21 protein-coding genes and 1 tRNA gene are annotated in these 19,615 nt (G+C 68.0%); 10 read left to right on the top strand and 12 right to left on the bottom strand.

The genetic code is table 11. The features are described from left to right. Nucleotides 1–13 precede the first annotated feature (13 nt). The 4 genes from D3226_RS12165 to D3226_RS12150 are packed head-to-tail and all read right to left on the bottom strand — an operon-like array spanning nt 14 to nt 3,118. Nucleotides 14–781, bottom strand: coding sequence for a HEAT repeat domain-containing protein (locus D3226_RS12165; RefSeq protein WP_337248986.1), 768 nt, complete (start codon nt 779–781; stop codon nt 14–16). Beyond that, complete coding sequence (locus D3226_RS12160; RefSeq protein ID WP_202382861.1) at nt 778–1,260, bottom strand: MarR family winged helix-turn-helix transcriptional regulator; 483 nt, start codon at nt 1,258–1,260, stop codon at nt 778–780. The genes D3226_RS12165 and D3226_RS12160 overlap by 4 nt, the downstream gene beginning before the upstream one ends. A 21-nt stretch (nt 1,261–1,281) precedes the next feature. Continuing rightward, nucleotides 1,282–1,704 (bottom strand): GntR family transcriptional regulator, encoded by a 423-nt coding sequence (locus tag D3226_RS12155; RefSeq protein WP_202382860.1) that lies wholly within the window; start codon nt 1,702–1,704, stop codon nt 1,282–1,284. Between the two features lie 4 nt (nt 1,705–1,708). Continuing rightward, nucleotides 1,709–3,118: an aminotransferase-like domain-containing protein gene (locus D3226_RS12150; RefSeq protein WP_202382859.1), complete on the bottom strand. Its 1,410-nt coding sequence runs from the start codon at nt 3,116–3,118 to the stop codon at nt 1,709–1,711. 112 nt (nt 3,119–3,230) lie between these two features. On the opposite strand from D3226_RS12150, the gene D3226_RS12145 reads away from it, so the two are divergent. After that, nucleotides 3,231–4,085: a DMT family transporter gene (locus D3226_RS12145; RefSeq protein WP_337248997.1), complete on the top strand. Its 855-nt coding sequence runs from the start codon at nt 3,231–3,233 to the stop codon at nt 4,083–4,085. On the opposite strand, the gene D3226_RS12140 is transcribed toward D3226_RS12145, so the two are convergent. Genes D3226_RS12140 through D3226_RS12130 form a run of 3 tightly spaced genes read right to left on the bottom strand, consistent with a single transcriptional unit; the run spans nt 4,075 to nt 6,682 of the window. Next, entirely contained in the window at nt 4,075–4,953 is an 879-nt protein-coding gene (locus tag D3226_RS12140; protein ID WP_202382857.1) for a metal ABC transporter permease, read from the bottom strand. The two genes, D3226_RS12145 and D3226_RS12140, sit on opposite strands and share 11 nt — an antisense overlap. After that, nucleotides 4,950–5,723, bottom strand: a complete 774-nt coding sequence (locus tag D3226_RS12135; RefSeq protein WP_202382856.1) for a metal ABC transporter ATP-binding protein — start codon at nt 5,721–5,723, stop codon at nt 4,950–4,952. Before D3226_RS12135 ends, D3226_RS12140 begins: the two co-directional genes overlap by 4 nt. Next, nucleotides 5,720–6,682, bottom strand: a complete 963-nt coding sequence (locus D3226_RS12130) for a metal ABC transporter substrate-binding protein (protein WP_202382855.1) — start codon at nt 6,680–6,682, stop codon at nt 5,720–5,722. The genes D3226_RS12135 and D3226_RS12130 overlap by 4 nt, the downstream gene beginning before the upstream one ends. A gap of 148 nt (nt 6,683–6,830) precedes the next feature. Here D3226_RS12130 and D3226_RS12125 point away from each other — a divergent pair, with 148 nt between their 5' ends. Together D3226_RS12125 and D3226_RS12120 are read left to right on the top strand one after the other, a co-directional pair. Next, nucleotides 6,831–7,274 (top strand): fluoride efflux transporter FluC, encoded by a 444-nt coding sequence (locus D3226_RS12125; protein ID WP_202382854.1) that lies wholly within the window; start codon nt 6,831–6,833, stop codon nt 7,272–7,274. After that, complete coding sequence (locus tag D3226_RS12120; RefSeq protein WP_237462807.1) at nt 7,271–7,678, top strand: fluoride efflux transporter FluC; 408 nt, start codon at nt 7,271–7,273, stop codon at nt 7,676–7,678. The genes D3226_RS12125 and D3226_RS12120 overlap by 4 nt, the downstream gene beginning before the upstream one ends. Here the strand turns inward: D3226_RS12120 and pdxY are convergent. Together pdxY and D3226_RS12110 are read right to left on the bottom strand one after the other, a co-directional pair. Continuing rightward, complete coding sequence (gene pdxY / locus D3226_RS12115; RefSeq protein WP_202382853.1) at nt 7,675–8,526, bottom strand: pyridoxal kinase PdxY; 852 nt, start codon at nt 8,524–8,526, stop codon at nt 7,675–7,677. The genes D3226_RS12120 and pdxY overlap by 4 nt on opposite strands. A gap of 96 nt (nt 8,527–8,622) precedes the next feature. Continuing rightward, a complete protein-coding gene (locus D3226_RS12110) occupies nt 8,623–9,969 on the bottom strand; it encodes an FAD-binding oxidoreductase (protein WP_202382852.1) in 1,347 nt (448 codons plus the stop codon). A 155-nt stretch (nt 9,970–10,124) separates the two neighbouring features. On the opposite strand from D3226_RS12110, the gene gluQRS reads away from it, so the two are divergent. Then, the gene (gene gluQRS, locus D3226_RS12105) at nt 10,125–11,060 is read left to right on the top strand and encodes a tRNA glutamyl-Q(34) synthetase GluQRS (protein WP_202382851.1); all 936 of its coding nucleotides are present in this window, start codon (nt 10,125–10,127) and stop codon (nt 11,058–11,060) included. Nucleotides 11,061–11,111: 51 nt separating this feature from the next. On the opposite strand, the gene D3226_RS12100 is transcribed toward gluQRS, so the two are convergent. Together D3226_RS12100 and D3226_RS12095 are read right to left on the bottom strand one after the other, a co-directional pair. Further along, nucleotides 11,112–11,462, bottom strand: coding sequence for a spore germination protein GerW family protein (locus D3226_RS12100; protein ID WP_202382850.1), 351 nt, complete (start codon nt 11,460–11,462; stop codon nt 11,112–11,114). A gap of 9 nt (nt 11,463–11,471) precedes the next feature. Continuing rightward, nucleotides 11,472–12,299, bottom strand: a complete 828-nt coding sequence (locus D3226_RS12095; protein ID WP_202382849.1) for an SGNH/GDSL hydrolase family protein — start codon at nt 12,297–12,299, stop codon at nt 11,472–11,474. Nucleotides 12,300–12,369: 70 nt separating this feature from the next. On the opposite strand from D3226_RS12095, the gene D3226_RS12090 reads away from it, so the two are divergent. The 3 genes from D3226_RS12090 (at nt 12,370) to D3226_RS12080 (ending at nt 14,931) form a co-directional block, all read left to right on the top strand. After that, nucleotides 12,370–14,181, top strand: coding sequence for a DEAD/DEAH box helicase family protein (locus D3226_RS12090; protein WP_202382848.1), 1,812 nt, complete (start codon nt 12,370–12,372; stop codon nt 14,179–14,181). 50 nt (nt 14,182–14,231) lie between these two features. Further along, nucleotides 14,232–14,720, top strand: coding sequence for a Cys-tRNA(Pro) deacylase (ybaK, locus tag D3226_RS12085; RefSeq protein WP_202382847.1), 489 nt, complete (start codon nt 14,232–14,234; stop codon nt 14,718–14,720). A gap of 126 nt (nt 14,721–14,846) precedes the next feature. Further along, a tRNA-Leu gene (locus tag D3226_RS12080) sits at nt 14,847–14,931 on the top strand. Nucleotides 14,932–15,034: 103 nt separating this feature from the next. Here the strand turns inward: D3226_RS12080 and D3226_RS12075 are convergent. Beyond that, nucleotides 15,035–15,796: an SDR family NAD(P)-dependent oxidoreductase gene (locus D3226_RS12075; RefSeq protein ID WP_202382846.1), complete on the bottom strand. Its 762-nt coding sequence runs from the start codon at nt 15,794–15,796 to the stop codon at nt 15,035–15,037. A gap of 189 nt (nt 15,797–15,985) precedes the next feature. Here D3226_RS12075 and D3226_RS12070 point away from each other — a divergent pair, with 189 nt between their 5' ends. The 3 genes from D3226_RS12070 to mshC all read left to right on the top strand — a co-directional run bounded on the left by D3226_RS12070 (nt 15,986) and on the right by mshC (nt 19,537). Next, nucleotides 15,986–17,299: a M20/M25/M40 family metallo-hydrolase gene (locus D3226_RS12070; RefSeq protein WP_202382845.1), complete on the top strand. Its 1,314-nt coding sequence runs from the start codon at nt 15,986–15,988 to the stop codon at nt 17,297–17,299. 118 nt (nt 17,300–17,417) lie between these two features. Continuing rightward, nucleotides 17,418–18,296, top strand: a complete 879-nt coding sequence (locus tag D3226_RS12065) for an undecaprenyl-diphosphate phosphatase (protein ID WP_202382844.1) — start codon at nt 17,418–17,420, stop codon at nt 18,294–18,296. After that, complete coding sequence (gene mshC, locus D3226_RS12060; RefSeq protein WP_202382843.1) at nt 18,293–19,537, top strand: cysteine--1-D-myo-inosityl 2-amino-2-deoxy-alpha-D-glucopyranoside ligase; 1,245 nt, start codon at nt 18,293–18,295, stop codon at nt 19,535–19,537. The genes D3226_RS12065 and mshC overlap by 4 nt, the downstream gene beginning before the upstream one ends. Nucleotides 19,538–19,615: the final 78 nt, after the last annotated feature.

Here is a 19,615-nt window from a genome sequence, read left to right as displayed (position 1 = left end):
CTCGCCGCGGCGGCTACTCCGAGGGGAGGGAGCGCAGCGCGCGCCGGGCGATGCGCTCGGTTGCCTGAGAGGGGCTTTCCCGCAACCACCGCGCGATGATTGCCCGCGCCCAGTCGGGCTGCGTCTTCGATGCGTCGTTGATCCAGTTTGCTACCGAGTCCTGGACATATCGATCGGGATCGGCGCGGAGCGGTTCGAGGAGCGGTTCCCCGAGTGCTGGCGTGCTCGTGAACTCGGCGATGTGCTTCGCCCACACGCCTCGGGGGCGAAGCGACTCGCTCGCGAAGCGGCGTACGTACGCGGACGTGGACCCGGTCCACTGCGTGAGGAGCGATATCGCTTGCGGAAGATCTTCCGTGAGGCGGGGTCTCAGGGCCATCCAGACCCACTCGCGCACGGTGAAGCAGCGGTCGTCCGCTCGGGGAGCCGCCGCCGCGAGTAGCTCTGGGAGCTCGCGTTGCTGGTCGGCGGCGAGAGCAAAACACCACCAGCCGCGAACGGTGTCGGAGGGGTGCTCGGCGAGCAGCGAGAGCTCCGCGGGCGGTAAGAAGCGGTGCAGGGCCGTGCCAACGGCGTGCATCCGGCGAAGGATGCCGAGCTGTTGGGTGGCATCTGCTGCCTCGCGCAACTTCGCAGAGGCGGCGGGGATCGCTGCGCGGAGCAGCGCACCGTGATCGATTGCGAGCGCCTCGCTCAGCGTCCGCGCCTCGGCGGTTCCTGCCTCGAGTGCGGCAAGGTGATCCGCCGGGATCGCGCGCATGCTGCTCGCACCGGCAATCACTCGCGCTCCTCGAGCTGCGCCTGCAGCGCACCGAGAGTGGCGAGCGCGCCGCTGAGTGCGGTCTGATCGAGGCCCGCGGCGAGCTCCCCGATCCACGCGCCGTACTCGGGGCTCAGTGCATCGAGGGTGCGCTCGCCCGCGGGGGTGAGCGTGATGGTGAGTGAGCGACGGTCGCTCGGATGGGGACCGCGGGCAATGAGTTCCTGCCGCACGAGCCCGTCGCAGAGTCCCGTGATTGCGGCGCGCGTGACATCCAGATCTTCAGCGAGCTCGGCTGGTGTGGCGTTGCCGCGCCGCGCGACGGCGAGCAGCACGGAGAGTCTGCCCTCTGAGAGATCGTGTCGCGCAAGCTGCGCGGCACAGGCGCGATCGATCATTGTCGCGGTCTGCAGCACGGCCATAATTGTGCGTGCCGCGGCAGAGCGCTGAGCGGCGTGCTCGAGTAGCAGCTCGTGCTTCATATCGATGCGAGGATCCATGACCTCAACACTATCAAGTGCTTAACGAGTTTTCGAAGACCCCGACTGTGCCCGGAACGCCTCGCGCACGAGTTCGATCGCCTGCTCGAGGGTGATGCCAAGTACGTGGGCTCGCTCGGCGAACTCCAACGCGGCGCGGTGCGCCTCGGCGTCACCGCGCGCCGCGAGCGAAACAAACGTTCCTGCCCGCCCGCGCCCCTCGATGGCGCCGGCATCGTCGAGTGCTCGGTAGGCGCTCGCAACGGTATTGGGGGCGAGCCCGGTCGCGTCGGCGAGTGCGCGAACGGTCGGGAGACGTGTGCCGGGAGCGAGCTCGCCGCTCTGGATTGCAGTGAACACGTGCTCGCGAAGCTGGTGCGCCGGGGGCGCCGCGCGCTGTGGATCGGCGCGAAACGCAAGCAGTTTCGCGAGAGGTGCGGCGTCGTGCTCGGCTGGGTCGGTCATGCGCTCAGCCTAGCTGTGCGGTGAGCACCTCGCCGAGGATTCGCGCCGCGTCGGGATACCGCTCGGGCTCGGGGCCCGCGAAGTTCAGCCGCAGGTGAGGCGCTGGGGGCTCTGCGGGAAACCACGCATCGCCCGCCGCGACCGCCAGGCCTCGTGCCTCGCAGTCGCGGACGGTGCGCTGGGCGTTTGTGCCCGCCGGTAGCTGAGCCCACACGTTGAGCCCTCCCTGGGGGACGGCCGCCACGTGAACCGCGGGGGCGTGAGTCGCCAGCGCGTCGAGCAGTGCGTCGCGTCGGTGACGAAGGAGCTCAGGCAGCGCTCGCAGGTGGGTGCGCCACCCGGAGCTCGTCACGACATCATGAGCGATCGACTGCAGCAGAGGGCTCACGTACATCGTCTCAGCGACCAGGTCGGCAAGGATGCGGTCGCGTGCGGGGCCTCGCGCAATCACCGCGCCGACCCGCACCGCCGGTGAGAGGCTCTTGGTGAGCGAGCGAATGTAGACGACGCGACCGTCGCGGTCAGCGCGAGCGAGCGGTGGTGTCGGTGGGGTGATGCCAAAGTCTCTGGCCCAGTCGTCTTCGATGAGAAACGCACGGTGTTCGCGGAGTACGTCGAGGATGACGCGGCCCCGCTCCGCGCCCCACTGCCCGCCCTGCGGGTTTGCGAAGCTCGGCTGGGCGTAGAACGCGCGTGCCCCAGATTCGTGGAGCGCCCGTGCAAGTTCCTCTGGGTCAGGCCCCGCCGGGCCGGAGGCGATCGGAATAAGGCGCACGCTCACCTGGTGCGCCGCGAGGAGCGCTCCCCAGTAGCTCGGCGACTCGATCGCGAGCGCGCCGCCCGCGCCCACAAGTGCGCGGAACACCGAGCTGAGCGCGCTCTGGCTGCCCGGCACGATACTCACTTCTCTCGCCGCATGCACAGTGCCGCTCTCGGGGTCCGTGCCCAGCTCGGCTGCAAACCAGGCTTGCAGCGCGGGGAGTCCCGCAGCGGGGGCGCGAGTGAGTGCGTCGGGCGTGCGTGCCGCGCGCGCGGCTGCGGCACGGACCAACCCTGCGGGGAGGAGCTCCTGCACCGGGTAGCCCGAGTGCAGCTCGATTGTGCCGGGCGCTACCGAGCGCTGTGCGTGGGGGAGCGCGGTGGTGCTCGCCTGGCCGGGGGCAAGCGCAGCCGTTTGCCAGGAGTAGTCGGCGGGCGTCTGTGCGCGGATGCGCCGAACGAACGTGCCAACGCCAGGCCTGCTCTCGATGAGCCCGCGTTCGGCGAGCGTATGCATCGCGCGCTGCACGGTGACCGGGCCCGCACCGAACCTGGTTGCGAGTTCCCTACCGGAGGGGAGCTGTGCGCCGGCTGCCGCCCCTGAGATCCAACGCTCGAGCTCGGTGATGATGCGATCAGTGCTACTCTGTTGCATGAAAAGCAATAGTAGCGCTATCGAAAATAAGCACACAGTGCCATCTAGCGACGCACGTGTCGGCGGGACCAGTACACGCGGCGGCTGGGGTGGCGACAACGGTCTCGCCGGAATCGGCTGGGGCCTGCTCGGGGTGGTCGCGTTCTCTTTCACTGTGCCGCTCACGCGCGTGGCGGTTGCCGGGCTGCCGCCGCTCTTCGTGGGCTGCGCCCGTGCCGTGGTCGCTGCGCTGCTCGCCACTGCGGCGCTTACACTCACGCGGCAGTGTCTTCCGCGCGGGGCGCAGTGGCGCAGGCTCGCACTTGTGGCGCTCGGCGTAGTGTTTGGTTTTCCGCTCCTCACCTCGTTTGCGCTCACCTCGGTGCCGGCAAGTCACGGCGCGGTGGTGATCGGTTTGCTCCCCGCTGCCACGGCGGTGGTGACCGTGTGGCGCACGGGGGAGCGCCCGAGTCGTGGCTTCTGGATTGCCACCGTGCTCGGCGTGGCTGCAGCGGTGACCTTTGTGGCGGTTCATGCTGGCGGGCTCGGCACGCCGGGGTGGGCGGACCTCCTGCTCTTTGGTGCTGTACTGCTCGCCGCCCTGGGGTACGCCGAGGGCGGGCTTCTTGCACGCGAACTCGGCGCATGGCAGACCGTGTCGTGGGCGCTCGTCATCGCGTTCCCTGGGATGCTGGTGGGCACCGTCGTGTCGATCCCGAACGGGATTCCCACGGCGACGCCCACTCAGTGGCTCGCGTTCGCGTACCTTGCGGTGGTGAGCATGTACCTCGGGTTCTTTGCGTGGTATCGGGGACTTGCGATTGGCCCAATGGCTCGCGTGAGTCAAGTGCAGCTCGTGCAACCGGTGCTGAGCATTGTATGGGCCGCCCTCCTGCTCGGCGAGGCGGTGAGCGCCGCCACGCTGCTGGGTGGTGTGGCAGTGATTGTCTGCGCGGGCGCCGCGGTGAGAGCACGAATTACGCGGTAGCCGCGAGCTCCGCCCGCCGACCCCGCGCGCGCGTGAGCTGTTTGGCCAGCAGCCCGTGGCGCGGGCTCAGCAGGTACACGATGGTGAACGCTGCGCCCTGCACCAGCACGACGAGACCGCCCGAGGCGGCATCGAGCCAGTAGCTGAGGAAGATCCCGATGACCGCGCAGCCTGCGGAAAGGATCGGTGCGATCAGCAGCATGCGGCCAAACCGATCGGTGAGCAGGTATGCGGTTGCCCCAGGGATGATGAGCATCGCCACCACGAGGATCACGCCAACCACCTGCAGCGCAACCACCGCGGTCAGCGCGAGCAAGCCAAGAAGGAGCGCGCCGAGCAGCCGCGGGTTGAGGCCGATGGCCTGCGCGTGCGTTGGGTCGAATGCGTACAGCGTCAGATCTCGGCGCTTCACTACGAGCACGGTGAACGCGACGGCAGCGAGAATGGCGATCTGCGTCAGTTCGGCGGATGAGACGCCGAGAATGTTGCCGAAGATGATGTGGTTGAGGTCGGTCTCGCTCGGGGTGACTGAGATCAGCACGAGTCCAAGGGCGAAGAGTGTTGTGAACACGATCCCGATTGCGGCGTCCTCCTTCACCCGACTGGTGCTGCGGATTCCGCCAATGAGCGCGACGGCGAGGAAACCGAAGATGAGCGCACCAATGGCGAACGGTGCGCCCACGACATAGGCGAGTACCACTCCGGGAAGTACGGCATGCGAGACCGCGTCACCCATGAGTGACCACCCCACGAGCACGAGCCAGCAGGAGAGTAGCGCACACACCACCGCGGCGATCACGGTAGTGATGAGCGCCCGAGTCATGAACTCGTACTGCAAGGGTTCGAGGAGGAAATCGAGGGGGTTCATACGAGGCTCCGGGGGTCAAGGTCAGGGGTGTGTGCGCCGAGACCGAAGGTGAGCGCGAGGCGTTCGGGGGTGAGTGCTTCGCGCACGTCGCCGTGGAAGAGCACACGGCGTTGGAGGAGGGCTGCCTCATCTGCGAGCGCGGGCAGCGCGTGCAGGTCGTGGGTGGAGACGAGGACCGTGCTGCCGCCAGCGGCGAGCTCACGGAGCAAGCGCACGATCATTGCTTCTGATCGCTTGTCGACACCGGCGAACGGCTCATCGAGGAGCAGGATCTGCGCCCCCTGAGCGATACCGCGTGCGACAAACGCGCGCTTCTTTTGGCCCCCCGAGAGCTGACCAATCTGGCGCTCGGCGAAGTCGGTGAGCTCGACGCGTTCAAGCGCTTCGGCAACGGCAGCATGATCGACCGCGCGTGGACGCCGGGCCGGGCCGAGGTGTCCATAGCGTCCCATCATGACCACATCGCGCACCGAGACGGGGAACGCCCAGTCCACGGCCTCGCTCTGGGGAACGTACCCGACGCGACCGTTCTTGCGGGCGGCTGCCGGAGTGCCGCCTGCGAGGAGAACTTCGCCTCGGTCTGGCCGCACCGCCCCCATGATTGACTTGAAGAGCGTCGACTTTCCCGAGCCATTCATGCCGATGAGGCCGGTCACCCGACCGGGCATGACGTCGAGACTCGCCCCGTCGAGCGCGAGCACGTCGCCGTAGCGGACCGTGACATCGCGTACACGGATCGCGGGCAGGGTGTCCGTCGAGTGTGTGCTCATCGTGCGCCTCCGGTGAGCGCTGAGGTGATCGTGTCCGCGTCATGGCGGATGAGTTCGAGATAGGTGGGAACGGGGCCGTCGGGCTCGGAGAGCGAGTCGACGTAGAGGGTGCCGCCGTAGACGGCATCCGTTGCCTGGACCACCTGCTGCATGGGTGCATCGGAAACGGTCGACTCGCAGAACACGGCAGGCACGTCGTTCGCCCGCACGAACTCGATGGCTTCAGCGATCTGACGCGGCGTCGCCTGCTGCTCGGCATTCACCGGCCAGATGTACTGCTCGGTGAGGCCCGCGTCGCGCGCGAGGTAGGAGAAGGCCCCTTCGCAGGTGACGAGCGCGCGCTGCTGCTCCGGGAGCGTGGCAAGCTCAGCACTGAGCTCATCTTGCACCTCCTGCAGTTCCGCCTGATAGGCGACTGCATTGCTGCGGTAATCGTCTGCGTGTGCCGGGTCAAGCGTCGCGAATGCGTCGGCCATCGTGTCGACGTACTGCTGCACGACGCGTGGGCTCATCCACGCGTGCGGGTTCGGCTTCCCCGCATCCGCGTCTGCGGTGATTTCGAGCGGTTCGATGCCCTCCGTGACCACCACGTGCGGCACGTCGAGCTGATCGACAAACTTGGCGAACCAGGCCTCGAGGCCGAGCCCGTTGTCGAGAATCAGGTCAGCCTCAGATGCGCGCGCAATGTCTCCGGGCGTGGGCTCGTAGCCGTGGATCTCAGCGCCCACCTTGGTGATGGAGGCAACGCGAAGATGATCGCCCGCCACGTTCTCCGCGATGTCCGCGAGCACCGTGAAGGTGGTGAGCACTACTGGCCGATCGTCTGCCGGATCAGACGCGCTGTTCGCCGCCGAGGTGGAGCACCCGGCGAGCAGCACGCTAGCCGCCGTGAGGACGGCGCTTGCGCCGAGCGTACCGCGGAGTCGCGCAGAGCGTCGGGCGCTGAGATGAGCGTTCATGGACTTCCTTCACTGTGTCGAAATTGAAAGTTCGGATAGCCTAACTTTAAACATTGAATGATCGAAAAAGCGAATTCTGGGCGAGCCGCGCCGCGCACAGTCGTGAGCTCAATGGGAGGATGGGGCGCGCGGAGCGAAGGGAGCGGCGATGTCAGACGCGGCATCCGGGATCGGTGCACGACTCAGGGACGTTGCCCTCGTCGCGTCCGGGGGCGCGCTCGGATCCCTCGCTCGGTTTGGCGTGGGAGAGTGGGTCGGAGTGCGCGATGGGTGGCCGATCGCCACGCTCGCGGTGAATATCCTCGGCGCAGCCCTGCTTGGACTGCTTGTTGAGGTGGTGGCTGCTCGGCCGCGGTGGCGCCGCGCTCAGCTTCTTGCGGGCACGGGGGTGCTCGGGGGATTCACAACGTACAGCTTGTTGGCCACGCAGCTCGCGGAGATGCTACGTTCCGGCACAATTCTTCTTGCCCTCGGCTACGCGAGCGCGACAGTGCTCGGAGGACTTGCGGCGAGCCTGGTTGGCATCGCGCTTGGGCGTGCCCTGCGCGGGCGACGCGGCGAGCCCGGGGTCGTTCGAGGGGGCGGTGGATGACGTCCTCAGGAGGGTGGGGCATGCTCACCGTGATCGGTGTAGCCCTGGGTGGTGGTCTCGGCGCGGCGGCGCGCTTTGCCGTTGACCAGTGGATCCCCGCTCGGCTGCGCGAGCGCTTCCCCTGGGGGATTCTCGTCGTCAACCTGTCCGGTTCGTTCGTGCTGGGGATACTCGCGGGCGTCGTGCTCGCCGAGCCGCTGTGGAGCGTGCTCGCAAGTGGCTTCCTCGGCGGATACACGACCTTCAGCACCGCGAGTCTCGACACCGCGCGCATGATCCTTGAACGGCGACCGGCAGCGGCGCTGCTCAACGCCGTGGGAGTGCTCCTCGTCGCGGTTGCTCTCGCACTCTTGGGCATTGCACTCGGCGCCGCACTGGCCGCGCCGAGCGGGGGAATTGCCTAGCGCACTCGCTCCGCGGTGAAACTGTACTGCGGGGCAACGTACGCCTCCTGAGCGGCAATGAGCTGCAGTTCGCGTTCCCCTGAAGCCAGGGTGTGCTCGAGGAGCTCGTAGACACTCGCCGCCGTGTGTGTCAGCGCGGTTGCGGGGTCTCCTGTGCGGCGCAGGTGGGTCGTGAAGAGCGCGGCAGTGACGTCGCCTGAACCGTTCGCCTTGATGGGTAGGCGCGGGGTCTGGGTCAGCCACGCACCCTCGGGGGTGACGGCGAGCATTTCGATCGTCCCCTCCGGCGCCTCGGGCCGCGCGACGCTCGTGACGAGCACGGTGCTCGGCCCCTGGGCGCGGGCGAGGTCGGCTGACGCGAGCGTCGATTCGAGCGTGTCGGGGGAGGTCCCCGTGAGGAAGCCGAGCTCGAACTGATTTGGCGTGATCAGATCGGCCTGCGGAACGACGCGATCCCGAATCAGATTCTGTACCTCGGGTGCCACGTGGCAGCCTGAGAGCGCGTTGCCCAGGACTGGATCGCACGCGTAGATCGCGTCAGGGCTGTGCCGCTTCACTCGGGCCACCGCATCGAGAATCGCGTCGCCGATGCTGTCGCCGCCCTGGTATCCGGAAAGCACCGCGTCGACGCCGGCCAGGCCACCGCGCTCCTCGATGCCCGTCACGACCTCGCGCACGTCGTCGCCCGTGAGCATGGGCCCGCGCCAGGCACCATAGCCGGTGTGGTTCGAGAAGAGGACGGTGTGCACGGGCATGACCTCGACGCCGAGGCGCTGCAGCGGGAAGACCGCAGCCGAGTTGCCGACGTGGCCGTAGGCGACGGCGGACTGAATGGAGAGGATACGCATGAGCCGATCCTCCCACTGGCCCACGCGGTGGACCAGTCTGTTCCCGTGGAAGTGGACCACTCGCCGGCGCTTCCGCCGACGGGTGGCGCGACCTCGCTAGATTCCCCGCCCGGGCGTGAGGATCCCCCGAGGATCAAGCGCGAGCTTGATCGCACGCTGCACATCGAGCGCCGCTTCGTCGAGCTGCCAGGGGAGTTCGTGCTGCTTCACCGAGCCGATGCCGTGCTCACCCGAGATCGTCCCGCCCAGTGAGATTGCGAGCTTCGTGATGTCGTCGATCACCGCGTCGGCCGCGGCGATGCCCGCCGCATCGTCGGGCGCTTCCACTGTGCTGTGGAGGTTTCCATCGCCCGCGTGAGCCACCGTCGATACGCGCTTGCCGTGGCGCTCGGAGATCTCGGCGATGCCGTGAAACACCTCGGCGAGCGCGGCAACGGGGACCCCGACGTCGCAACCGATCTTCAGTCCGCGCGCGTTGAGCGCCGGGTTCGAGAGCCGACGCGCCTCGAGCAGCGCGTCGGTGTCGGAGATCTCCGTCTCGGTTGCGCCCTGCGCGCGACAGGTCGCCGTGATCGACTCGGCTTTCGCCGCTGCGTCGAGCCCCACGGTCTGCCCGACGAGCATCGCGCCCGCGGGAACGGTGAGCCCGCTCGGCTGGAACGACTCGATGATCTCGACGCTGAGCGCGTCCATGAGTTCGAGCACTTCGGGCTGTGCGTCTCCGTTCACGATCGCGGTCACGGCGCTGCCCGCGGCCTCGAGCGTGTCAAAGCTGGCGCGGAAGGTGCGCGGGGTGCCCGGCGGAATCGGCTTCAGACGGACTGTCGCTTCGGTCACGACGCCGAGCGTCCCCTCTGATCCGACAAACAGGCTCGTGAGGTCGTACCCGACCACGTTCTTTCGGGTGCGTGCGCCGGTGCGCATGACGCGGCCGTCAGCAAGCACCACGACGAGTGCGGCAACCGAGTCGTTCGTCACCCCGTGTGCCACGCAGCGGAGGCCACCCGCGTTCGTCGCGATGTTGCCGCCGATGGTTGAGGTGCGGGCGCTCGCCGGATCCGGTGGGAAGAAGAGACCGGCCTCGCGCGCGCGAGCGTCGAGCTGCGCGGTGATCACGCCCGCCTGCACGGTCGCCGTGCGGTTCGCCGCGTCGATCTCGACGATTTCCGTCATGTCTGCAAGCGAGACGACGAGCCCGCCCGGATAGGCGTTCGCCCCGCCCGCGAGCCCGGTGCCTGCCCCACGCACGCTCACCGGCACGTCGTGCTCATGCGCCCATGCGAGCGCGGCCGAGACATCGGCGGTGCTCGTCGCACGCACGGCGGCGCGCGGCGCCCCCTCAGGGCCCACCCGAGAGCTGTCGTGCGAGAGCTCGGCAAGCACCGAGGCATCGCGTACCAGTCGGTCTCCCAGGAGGCGTTCGAGGTCCTGCAGATCAGCCATAGTCGTCTTCCTTGTCGGTACGGGGATTGCGGCGGTGGGCGGCGGCGCGGGATCCCCGCGCACACGGCAGCTTGCCGCGCTGCGCCGCGCGTTCCCCTCGAGTCTATGGACCGCGCCGGCGTGTCACCCAACCCGCTGCGTGGGAAGATGGGCGCATGCCAGTACGCGCGACGGGGGCAGGCCGCTATGCCCCGAGCCCTTCGGGAGACCTCCACCTTGGAAACCTGCGCACCGCGCTGTTGGCCTGGTTGTTCGCGCGCACGAGCGGCCGCAGATTTTTGATTCGGATCGAGGATCTCGACCGTGCGCGCGACGCAGGGAGCGCGTTGCGCCAGCTTGACGACCTGGCCGAACTCGGCCTCGACTGGGATGACGAGCCCGTGTTGCAATCTGCCCGCGGTGAGGACCATGCCGCGGCGATCGCGCAGCTTGCCGATGCTGGGCTCGTATACGAGTGTTTCTGCACGCGGAAGGACATTCTCGCGGCGCCTACTGCGCCGCACGCGCCGCCGGGTGCCTACCCGGGCACTTGTCGCGAGCTGAGCCTGGCCGAGCGAGAGGCCGCGCGCGAGCGGATTCTGCCTCGCACGCCAGCGCTGCGGCTGCGCGTGCCGGCGGGCACGGCGGCGCCGCAGTACACGGACCGCGTCTTGGGGGATCAGCTGCACGGAGAGATTGACGACTTCGTGCTGCGTCGCGGCGACGGAACTGTGGCGTACAACCTCGCCGTCGTCGTGGATGATGCGGCGATGGGGGTCGACCAGATTGTGCGCGGGGACGATCTTGCGCCGTCCACGCCACGGCAGATCCTGCTGCAGCGCCTGCTGAGTTTGCCGAGCCCGCCAGCGCTCGAGTACGCGCACGTTCCGCTCGTGCTCGGGCCGACGGGAAAACGCCTCGCGAAGCGCGACGGTGCAGTGACCCTCGCCGAGCTTCGCGCCGGCGGGGTGTCCGCTGCGCGGGTGCTGAGTGAACTCGCAGCGTCACTTGACCTTGCCCGGGCGGGGGACGTCGTGACCACCGCGCAGCTCGCGGAGCGCTTCGATCCCGAGCTGCTGCCGCGCGGACCACTCATCTGGCTGCCTGCCTGAGCGGCCCGCCGGATCGCGCCTCGCGCTAAAGCGTCTCTGTTGCCCGAAGACCTAGCGCTTGAGCGCGCGGATGATGCGCGAGAGCGCGCGACCCGCCACCCACACGAAGGGGACTGCCACGACGAGCAGCGCGATGAGGTTCGGCTCGAAGCGGGTGCGACCGTCGCGGGTCACGTACGCACCCACGGGGATCGACATGCCGCCGCCTCCGCCGCCCGACGCCTCGCCGGTGCCGGACACGCTGCCCTCGCCGTCGCCGGAGCCCTCGCCGGCCCCAAAGCCGTACGTGGTGCACGCGACCGGCATGATCGTGGTGCCGTCAACGTCGACGGGTGCTCCATATGCGGAGTGCACCCCGACCTGCGTCACGGTGTCTGCAAGCTGCTTCGTGAGAGATGCCATGTCGTCAGCCTACTCGTTCGACTCCGCCACGTCAGCCCCATGGCGTGGCTGGAACACGGTTGCGGGTTCCGGGCGCTTCGCCACAATGCCATCGCCCGACGAGACGTGCTTAATCCGGCGAATCACCCAGGGCACGAGATGCTCGCGCGCCCACACGACGTCCTCTTTGCGGGCCTCACGCCAGTTGCGCTCGGGGAGCGGCGGCGGGTCGAGGGGACCAAGATCGTGGGGCACGTTCAGTGCGTCGAGCGCGGCGCGGGCGATCGTGTGGTGACCGAGCGCATTGAGGTGCAGGCGGTCACCCGCCCAAAAACGGCTGTCCTGCAGCTCTGCGATCGACCACTGGTCCACCACCACGCAGTCGTGGCGCTGAGCCACCTTGCGAACGTTCTCGTTGAAGATCGCGACCTTGCCGCGAATGCTGCGGAAGACCGGCTGAAACGCGGTGTCGACGCCCGTGAACAGGAGGATCGTCGCGCCCGTCTCAGAGAGCCGGGTGACGATCTGGTCGAGCTTCTCCGCAACCTCGTCGGGATCGGTGCCGGGGCGGATCACATCGTTGCCGCCCGCGCACACGCTGATGAGGTCGGGACGCAGATCCTGCGCTACCGCCACCTGCTCGTCCGCGATCTGCTGGATGAGCTTGCCGCGCACCGCAAGATTTGCGTACGAGAAGTCTTCGTCGGTGCTGGCGAGCACCTCGGCGAAGCGGTCGGCCCAGCCGCGCAACCCGCCCGGGCTGTCTGCGTCAGGATCACCAACACCCTCGGTGAAGGAATCGCCAATGGCCACGAAGCGCGACCAGGGGAGCTCTACACCCGTCCCATCCTGTGCCATACCGAAACTCCTCATTCTCCCGCGGCCCACCGGAAGTGGTGTGCACGTAGTACCGATAGTCTAGGGCGCTGTGACAGATTCGGACCCGGGCCTCCACCTGCCGGGGACCAGCGCCGCCGAGCACCTGCCGCCCGCCTATCCCGAGCGCGCGGCGCACGGCACCGCCGGCACGCTGCGCGCCTGGCAGGAGGAGGCGATCAGGAAGTACCTGGAGGCTGCGCCTCGGGACTTCCTCGCTTCAGCGACCCCCGGCGCAGGCAAGACGACCTTCGCGCTGCGTCTCGCCGCGATCCTCCGCGCCAACCACACCGTGCGCCAGATTATCGTCGTCGCCCCCACCGAGCACTTGAAGGTGCAGTGGGCGGACGCGGCGATGCGCGCCGGCATTCGGCTGAACCCTCGCTACTCAAACAGCGACGGCCTCGGCTACGGCAACCAGTACCACGGTGTGGTCGTGACCTACGCGCAGATCGCGATGAAGCCGGTGCAGCACCGACTGCTCACCGAGAACACCGACACGCTCGTCATCATGGATGAGGTGCACCACGGCGGCGATGCGCTCAGCTGGGGCGATGCGATTCGCGAAGCCTACGGTTCCGCCAAGCGACGGCTCTCGCTCACGGGAACCCCGTTCCGCTCGGACGAGGCGCCGATCCCGTTCGTGCAGTACGCGCCGCAGGGCGATGGCTCCAAGGTGTCGCTCACTGACTACGACTACGGCTATGGGCGCGCGCTCGCCGACGGCATCGTCCGCCCCGTGATCTTCATGGTGTACGCGGGGAAGATGCGCTGGCAGACCTCGGCGGGTGAAGAGATGGAGGCCGCCCTCGGTGAGGGCAACACGAAGGACATCACGTCTCAGGCCTGGCGCACGGCGCTCGACCCGGCGGGCGACTGGATCTCGAAGGTGCTGCGCGCGGCCGACCGCCGGCTCACCGAGGTGCGCCAGCAGATCCCCGACGCCGGGGGTCTGGTCATCGCGACGGACCACGCTGCCGCGAAAGCATACGCGCAACAGCTCCAGGCGATCACGGGGGAGGAGGTCGCCCTCATCCTCTCGGACGACAGCGGCGCCTCCGAGCGCATCGACGAGTACTCGAAGGGTGACTCCCGCTGGATGGTCGCCGTGCGCATGGTGTCTGAGGGGGTCGACGTGCCGCGCCTCGCGGTCGGCGTGTACGCGACCAGCTCATCCACCCCGCTGTTCTTTGCGCAGGCGATCGGCCGCTTCGTGCGCTCGCGCCGTCGGGGTGAAGTCGCGTCGGTATTCATCCCCAACGTACCGGCGCTCATGCAGCTTGCTGCGGAGCTCGAGAAAGAGCGCGGTCACGTTCTCGAGGGCCCCAAGAGCGCGGAGGAGATGTGGGACGCGGAAGCCGCGCTCATGGCCGAGGCGGAGCGGGAGGACCGCGCATCCGAGGAGCTCGCAGAGGGCGAAGGTTTCGTCTACCAGGCGCTCTCCTCCGACGCGCACTTCGACCGCGCGGTGTTCGACGGCGCTGAGTTCGGTGGCTACGCGGAGGTGGAGAGCGAGGAGGAACTCGAGTTCCTGGGCTTCCCCGGCCTCCTCGAACCGCAAGACGTGCGAGCCCTCCTCCAGCAGCGGCAGGCCCGCCAGGCCCGCTCGAGCGCAGAGAAGCAAGGCATTCTCGAACACGCACCCGATCGGGCGCAGCAACCCGAGGCCCTGCACCGCACGCTCGGCGAGCAGCGCAAGCTGCTCAACAGTCTCGTGGGCATGTACTCGAAGGTCTCGGGAGAGCCGCACAAGGAGATCCACAACGAGCTCCGTCGCGTCTGCGGTGGCCCCCCGGTCGCCCAGTCCTCAGTGACACAGCTCCAGAAGCGCATCGACCTGCTGCGCCGCCGGCTCCGCCCGTAGCGACACCGGCGGCCCGCTCGGCTGCTCGGCTGCTCGCTAGTGTGGGACGCATGGGGAAGAAAGCCGCAGCCGGATCCACGCCCGCCACCGTCGCGCTCATGAAGCTCGGGATCGTATTCACGGAACGCAGCTATACGCACGACCCCGCGGTCACCGATTTCGGGGGCGAAGCCGCGGCCGCGCTCGGGGTGCCCGAGGAGCGCGTGTTCAAGACCCTGCTCGCCGATGTTGACGGCGCCCTCGCGGTGGCGATTGTGCCCGTCTCCGGCATGCTCAACCTGAAAGCGCTCGCCGCAGCCCTCGGTGGCAAGCGGGCGGCGATGGCCGACCCCGCGCTCGCAGAGCGTCGCACTGGCTACGTCGTGGGTGGCATCAGCCCGCTGGGCCAGCGCAGCCGCCTCCGCACGGTGCTCGACGGATCGGCCCTCACGTACGACACCGTGCTCGTATCCGGCGGCAGGCGCGGCCTTGACCTCGAGCTCGCCCCGAACGACCTCGTGAGCGCAACGGGCGCCGTGGTCGCAGAAATCGGCCGGTAGGAAAAACGGCGGAATCATGCGCGACGCGCGCGAGTTCCCGGCCGAATTGGAGGGGAGTTGCGATTCCGTGCTAAATTACTATCTGTTCGGCCGGTGAGAAACCGGGAAGAACAAGTCACAGTGTTCGCGCGGGTGGCGGAATGGCAGACGCGCTAGCTTGAGGTGCTAGTGCCCGTATTAGGGCGTGGGGGTTCAAGTCCCCCTCCGCGCACGTGAACAAAGAAGCCCCCTCCTTCGGGAGGGGGCTTCTTGCATTCCCCGGGACTCCCAAGCGCGTGCGCTGTGCGGTCACGCTCGAGAGCCCCCAAGGGTGACTACTGTGCGGACCAGCCACCGTCCGATGCCAGCACCACGCCGTTCACGTTGCTCGAGTCGTCGCTCAGCAGCCACGTGATTGCGCTGGCGAGCTGCTCGGGAGTCGCCGGCGCAAAACCGAGCGTCTGGAATGCAGGGCCCATCAGCTGCGCCGCGTAGTCGGACTTGAAGGTGCCGTCGACGTTCGTGGCGACGCCGCCCGGGGCAACGGCGTTCACTCGGATGCCCTTGCGGCCGTACATGAACGCCGTGTTCTTCGTGAAGCCGACCACCGCGTGCTTGGAAGCGGTGTACGCGGCGCCCGCCGCATTGCCCCGGATCCCCGCCTCGCTCGCGGTATTGACGATCGTGCCGGTTCCGCGCTCAAGCATGCCGGGCAGCACCGCGCGGGTGAGGCGCATCACGCCCATGACGTTGATGTCGAATACGCGCTGCCAGAGCTCGTCCTCAACCTCGTGCGCGGGCAGGAAGCCGTCCATGATGCCGGCGTTGTTCGCTACGGCGTCGATCGGGCCATTTGCCGCGGCAACGAGCTTCGCAACGTCGGCTTCGCTCGTCACATCGCTTACCACCGTGCGGAGCCTGTCTGAGCCGGCCTCCTCAGCAAACGCTGCGAGGCGTTCCGCGGACACGTCGGAGGCCACGACGGTGCCGCCTTCGGTAAGGATCCGCTGCGCGATTGCCTTGCCGATCCCGGACCCGGCCCCGGTGACGATTGCGGTCTGCCCAGTGAAGCGCTCGGGGACGATGGTGGTGTTCATGACGGAACCTCGTTTCGTAGTCGGGTGCGTGAGGCTCGGGGCCTCGGGATCAGTGTCCTCCCATGGCCCAGTCCCGCGCAGCAGGCGCATTCCCAGGAAGCTCTGATCACCTGGACCACCGCACGGGGCCTGCGCGTCACGAGGCGCAATCCCTCGCGAAAGCTCGTGCTGGCCGGATACCCTGGGGGCATGAGCACCGAATCGACCGAGCACGAGCTTTCGGAAACCGTACGCATCGCCCGCGACCTGATCCGGATCGATACGAGTAACCGCGGCGGTGGTGACGCGGAGCCCGAGCGGCCGGCCGCCGACTACGTCGCTGCGTACCTGAACGAACTCGGACTTGAGCCGACCATCATCGAGTCGGCTCCGGGGCGCGCGAGCGTGGTGGCGCGCGTCGCCGGGCGCGATCCCGAGCTGCCTGCGCTCGTGCTGCATGGACACCTCGACGTCGTGCCCGCGGACCCCGCCAACTGGACGGTGGACCCATTTGCGGGTGAGATTCGTGACGGCATGCTGTGGGGGCGCGGCGCGGTCGATATGAAGGACATGGACGCCATGATCCTCACCGCGATCGCGGAGCTTCTGCGGGCAGGGGAGAAGCCGAAGCGTGACGTGGTGCTCGCATTCTTCGCTGACGAGGAGAACGGCGGCGTCTACGGTGCCCACCACCTCGTCGAACACCACCCCGAGCTCTTCGCGGGCGCTGGTACCGCGATCAGTGAGGTGGGCGGCTACTCGATCGACATTGGCGGCACCCGCGCGTACCTCGTGCAGACGGGGGAGAAGGCGCTCGACTGGATTCGCCTCCGTGCTCGGGGGACCGCCGCGCACGGTTCGCGCGTGTGGCAGGACAACGCGGTGACCCGCCTCGCCGAGGCCATCGCCGCGCTTGGCCGGCACGAGTGGCCGCTGGCGCTCTGCGACACCACGCGCGAGCTCATCTCTGAGATCGCCGCGATCTTCGGCGAGGATCCGCTCGAGGTGGCGCCCGAGGAACTGGTGCTGCGCCTCGGCAAGGGCGGCGGCTTTATCCAGGCGAGCCTGCGCAATACGAGCAACCCCACCGTGCTCACCGCCGGGTACAAGCACAACGTCATCCCCGACACTGCAGAGGCGCTCGTGGACGTGCGCTCGCTCCCCGTCGAGCAGGCGGATGTGCTCGCGAAGATTCAGGAGATCGTCGGCGCAGACATCGAGATCGAGACGGTGCACTCTGACATCGGGCTCGAGGTGCCGTTTGAGGGCGAGCTCGTCGACGCGATGAAGGCGAGCCTCCGGTTGCACGATCCGGAGGCGCGGGTGCTGCCGTACCTGCTCTCCGGAGGCACGGACAACAAGGCGCTGTCACGCCTTGGGATCGTGGGCTACGGCTTCGCCCCGCTCCGGTTGCCCGCAGACCTCGACTTCCCTGGAATGTTCCACGGCGTCGACGAGCGTGTGCCCCTCGACGCCCTCGACTTTGGGCACCGCGTGCTTGTCGACTTGCTGCGCAGCTACTAGTCGATGCGCCTGAGCGCCGCGCCCAGACACGAACGGGCGCGCCGCTCGCCGTGGGCTAGTCTGGACGGCGGCCTGAATTCGCTGGGGCGCCCTCGTGCGTCCGCCACGAAAGGACAGCATGGGAATCTTCGAGGCGATTCTGCTCGGCATCATTCAGGGACTCACTGAGTTCCTCCCGATTTCGTCGAGCGCGCACCTCCGTATCGCGAGTGAACTCATGGGCATCGGCGACGCTGGTGCAGCGTTCACCGCGATCACGCAGATCGGTACCGAGGCTGCGGTGATCGTGTTCTTCTGGCGTGACATTGTGCGCATCATCGGCCGCTGGTTCAAGTCACTCACCGGCAAGATCGATCGCAAGGATCCTGACGCGCTGATGGGCTGGTGGATCATCCTCGGCACGATTCCGATCGTGGTGCTCGGGCTGCTCTTCCAGGATCAGATCGAGGGCACGCTGCGCTCGCTCTGGTTCGTCGCGATCATGCTGATTGTCTTCGGCATCCTGCTCGGGATCGCGGATCGTATCGGCCGCAAGCAGCGCCCGCTGGATCAGCTCACCTGGAAGCACGGCCTCGGTTTCGGCTTTGCGCAGGCGCTCGCGCTGATCCCGGGGGTTTCGCGCTCGGGCGGCACGATCACCGCGGGCCTCCTCATGGGGTACACCCGTGAGGCTGCCGCCCGGTACTCGTTCCTGCTGGCGATCCCCGCGGTGTTCGGCTCGGGCTTCTACCAGCTCTTCAAAGCGCTGAAGGCGCCTGCTGACAGCACGCCGATGGGGCTCACGATCATCGCAACGATCGTTGCGTTCGTCATCGCGCTGTTCGTGATCGGCCTGTTCATGCAGTACATCTCGAAGCGCAGCTTCATGCCCTTCGTGGTGTACCGGGTGCTGCTTGGCATCGCGATCATCGTGCTGCTCAGCACGGGCGTGCTCTCCGCTGATGGTGGCGCCACCGCCGCGGGCACTGCGCTGGTGGCTACGGGCGGTGCGCTGTGAGGACCTGGACCCCGCCCGAGGTTCCTGAGCTTCCCGGCACGGGCATCGCACCGAAGCTTTTCAACACGGCGACTGAGCGCCTGGAGCATCCCGCGATTCCCGACGGACGCGCACTGCTGTACGTCTGCGGGATCACGCCCTACGACGCGACCCACCTGGGCCACGCCTTCACGTACCTCACGTTCGACATCATGCAGCGCGCCTGGCGCGACGCCGGGATCGAGACCGTGTACGCGCAGAACATCACCGATGTTGACGATCCGCTCCTCGAGCGCGCGAACGACACCGGTGTGGATTGGCGTGGCCTCGCCGATTCGCAGATCGGGCTCTACCGCTCCGACATGCACCGACTCGGCATGCTGCCGCCCGAGCACTTCATCGCCGTCACGGAGCAGATCGACGAGATCGCTGCCGCTGTGCAGCGGCTCATCGAACTCGGTTTCGCGTACCGTGTGCCCACGAGCGACACCGCGACGGACGATGTCTACTTCGACACCGCCGCGGCGGAGCGCGACTCGCAGTGGCGACTCGGCGATGTTGCGCCCTACGATCCCGAACTGATGCGTCGACTGAGCGCGGAGCGCGGCGGGGATCCCGATCGACCGGGGAAGCGCGGGCCGCTCGATCCGCTGCTGTGGCGCGCCGCACGCGAGGGTGAGCCGAGCTGGGAGTCGCCCGTCGGCGAGGGGCGACCTGGCTGGCACATTGAGTGCTCCGTGATCGCCACGGGCGCGCTCGGCGGCGCGTTCACGGTGCAGGGTGGGGGCTCCGATCTGATCTTCCCGCACCACGAATACACTGCAGCGCACGCGACCGCGCTCTCAGGCACGCCGCTTGCGCACGCATACTGCCACGTGGGCCTCGTCGCGTACCAGGGGCACAAGATGTCGAAGTCGCGCGGCAATCTCGTCTTCGTGTCGAAGCTGCTCGACGGCGGAGCTGATCCCTCCGCGATTCGACTCGGCCTGCTCGCGCATCACTACCGCTCTGAGTGGGAGTGGCTCGATGCCGATCTGGCAACCGCGACGCGCCGGCTCGAGGCGTGGCGAGCGGGGCTTGAGCGCACCAGCGCTGACCCTGTCGCAGCGGGCACGGTGGTGCAGCAGCTGCGCGCGGCGCTTGCGAACGACCTCGATACGCCGGTGATGCTGGCCACGCTCGATGCGGCGCTCGACCAGGGTGTCGATTCGCCGCAGCTCGTCGCCGACGCGGTGCGTGCACTGCTCGGCGTGAAGCTCTAGGTCGCCGCTCGGCGACGAAACGCCGCGGGTGAGGAATCCTCACCCGCGGCGTTTTCGCGTGCGCGCTAGAGCACTCGC

Origin of the sequence: Leucobacter chromiireducens subsp. chromiireducens (assembly GCF_016758255.1) — a bacterium.
In the GTDB taxonomy this organism is placed as follows: domain Bacteria; phylum Actinomycetota; class Actinomycetes; order Actinomycetales; family Microbacteriaceae; genus Leucobacter; species Leucobacter chromiireducens.
The sequence above is the reverse complement of the archived record's forward strand: the minus strand, read 5'-3'. Positions and strand labels throughout refer to the sequence as shown.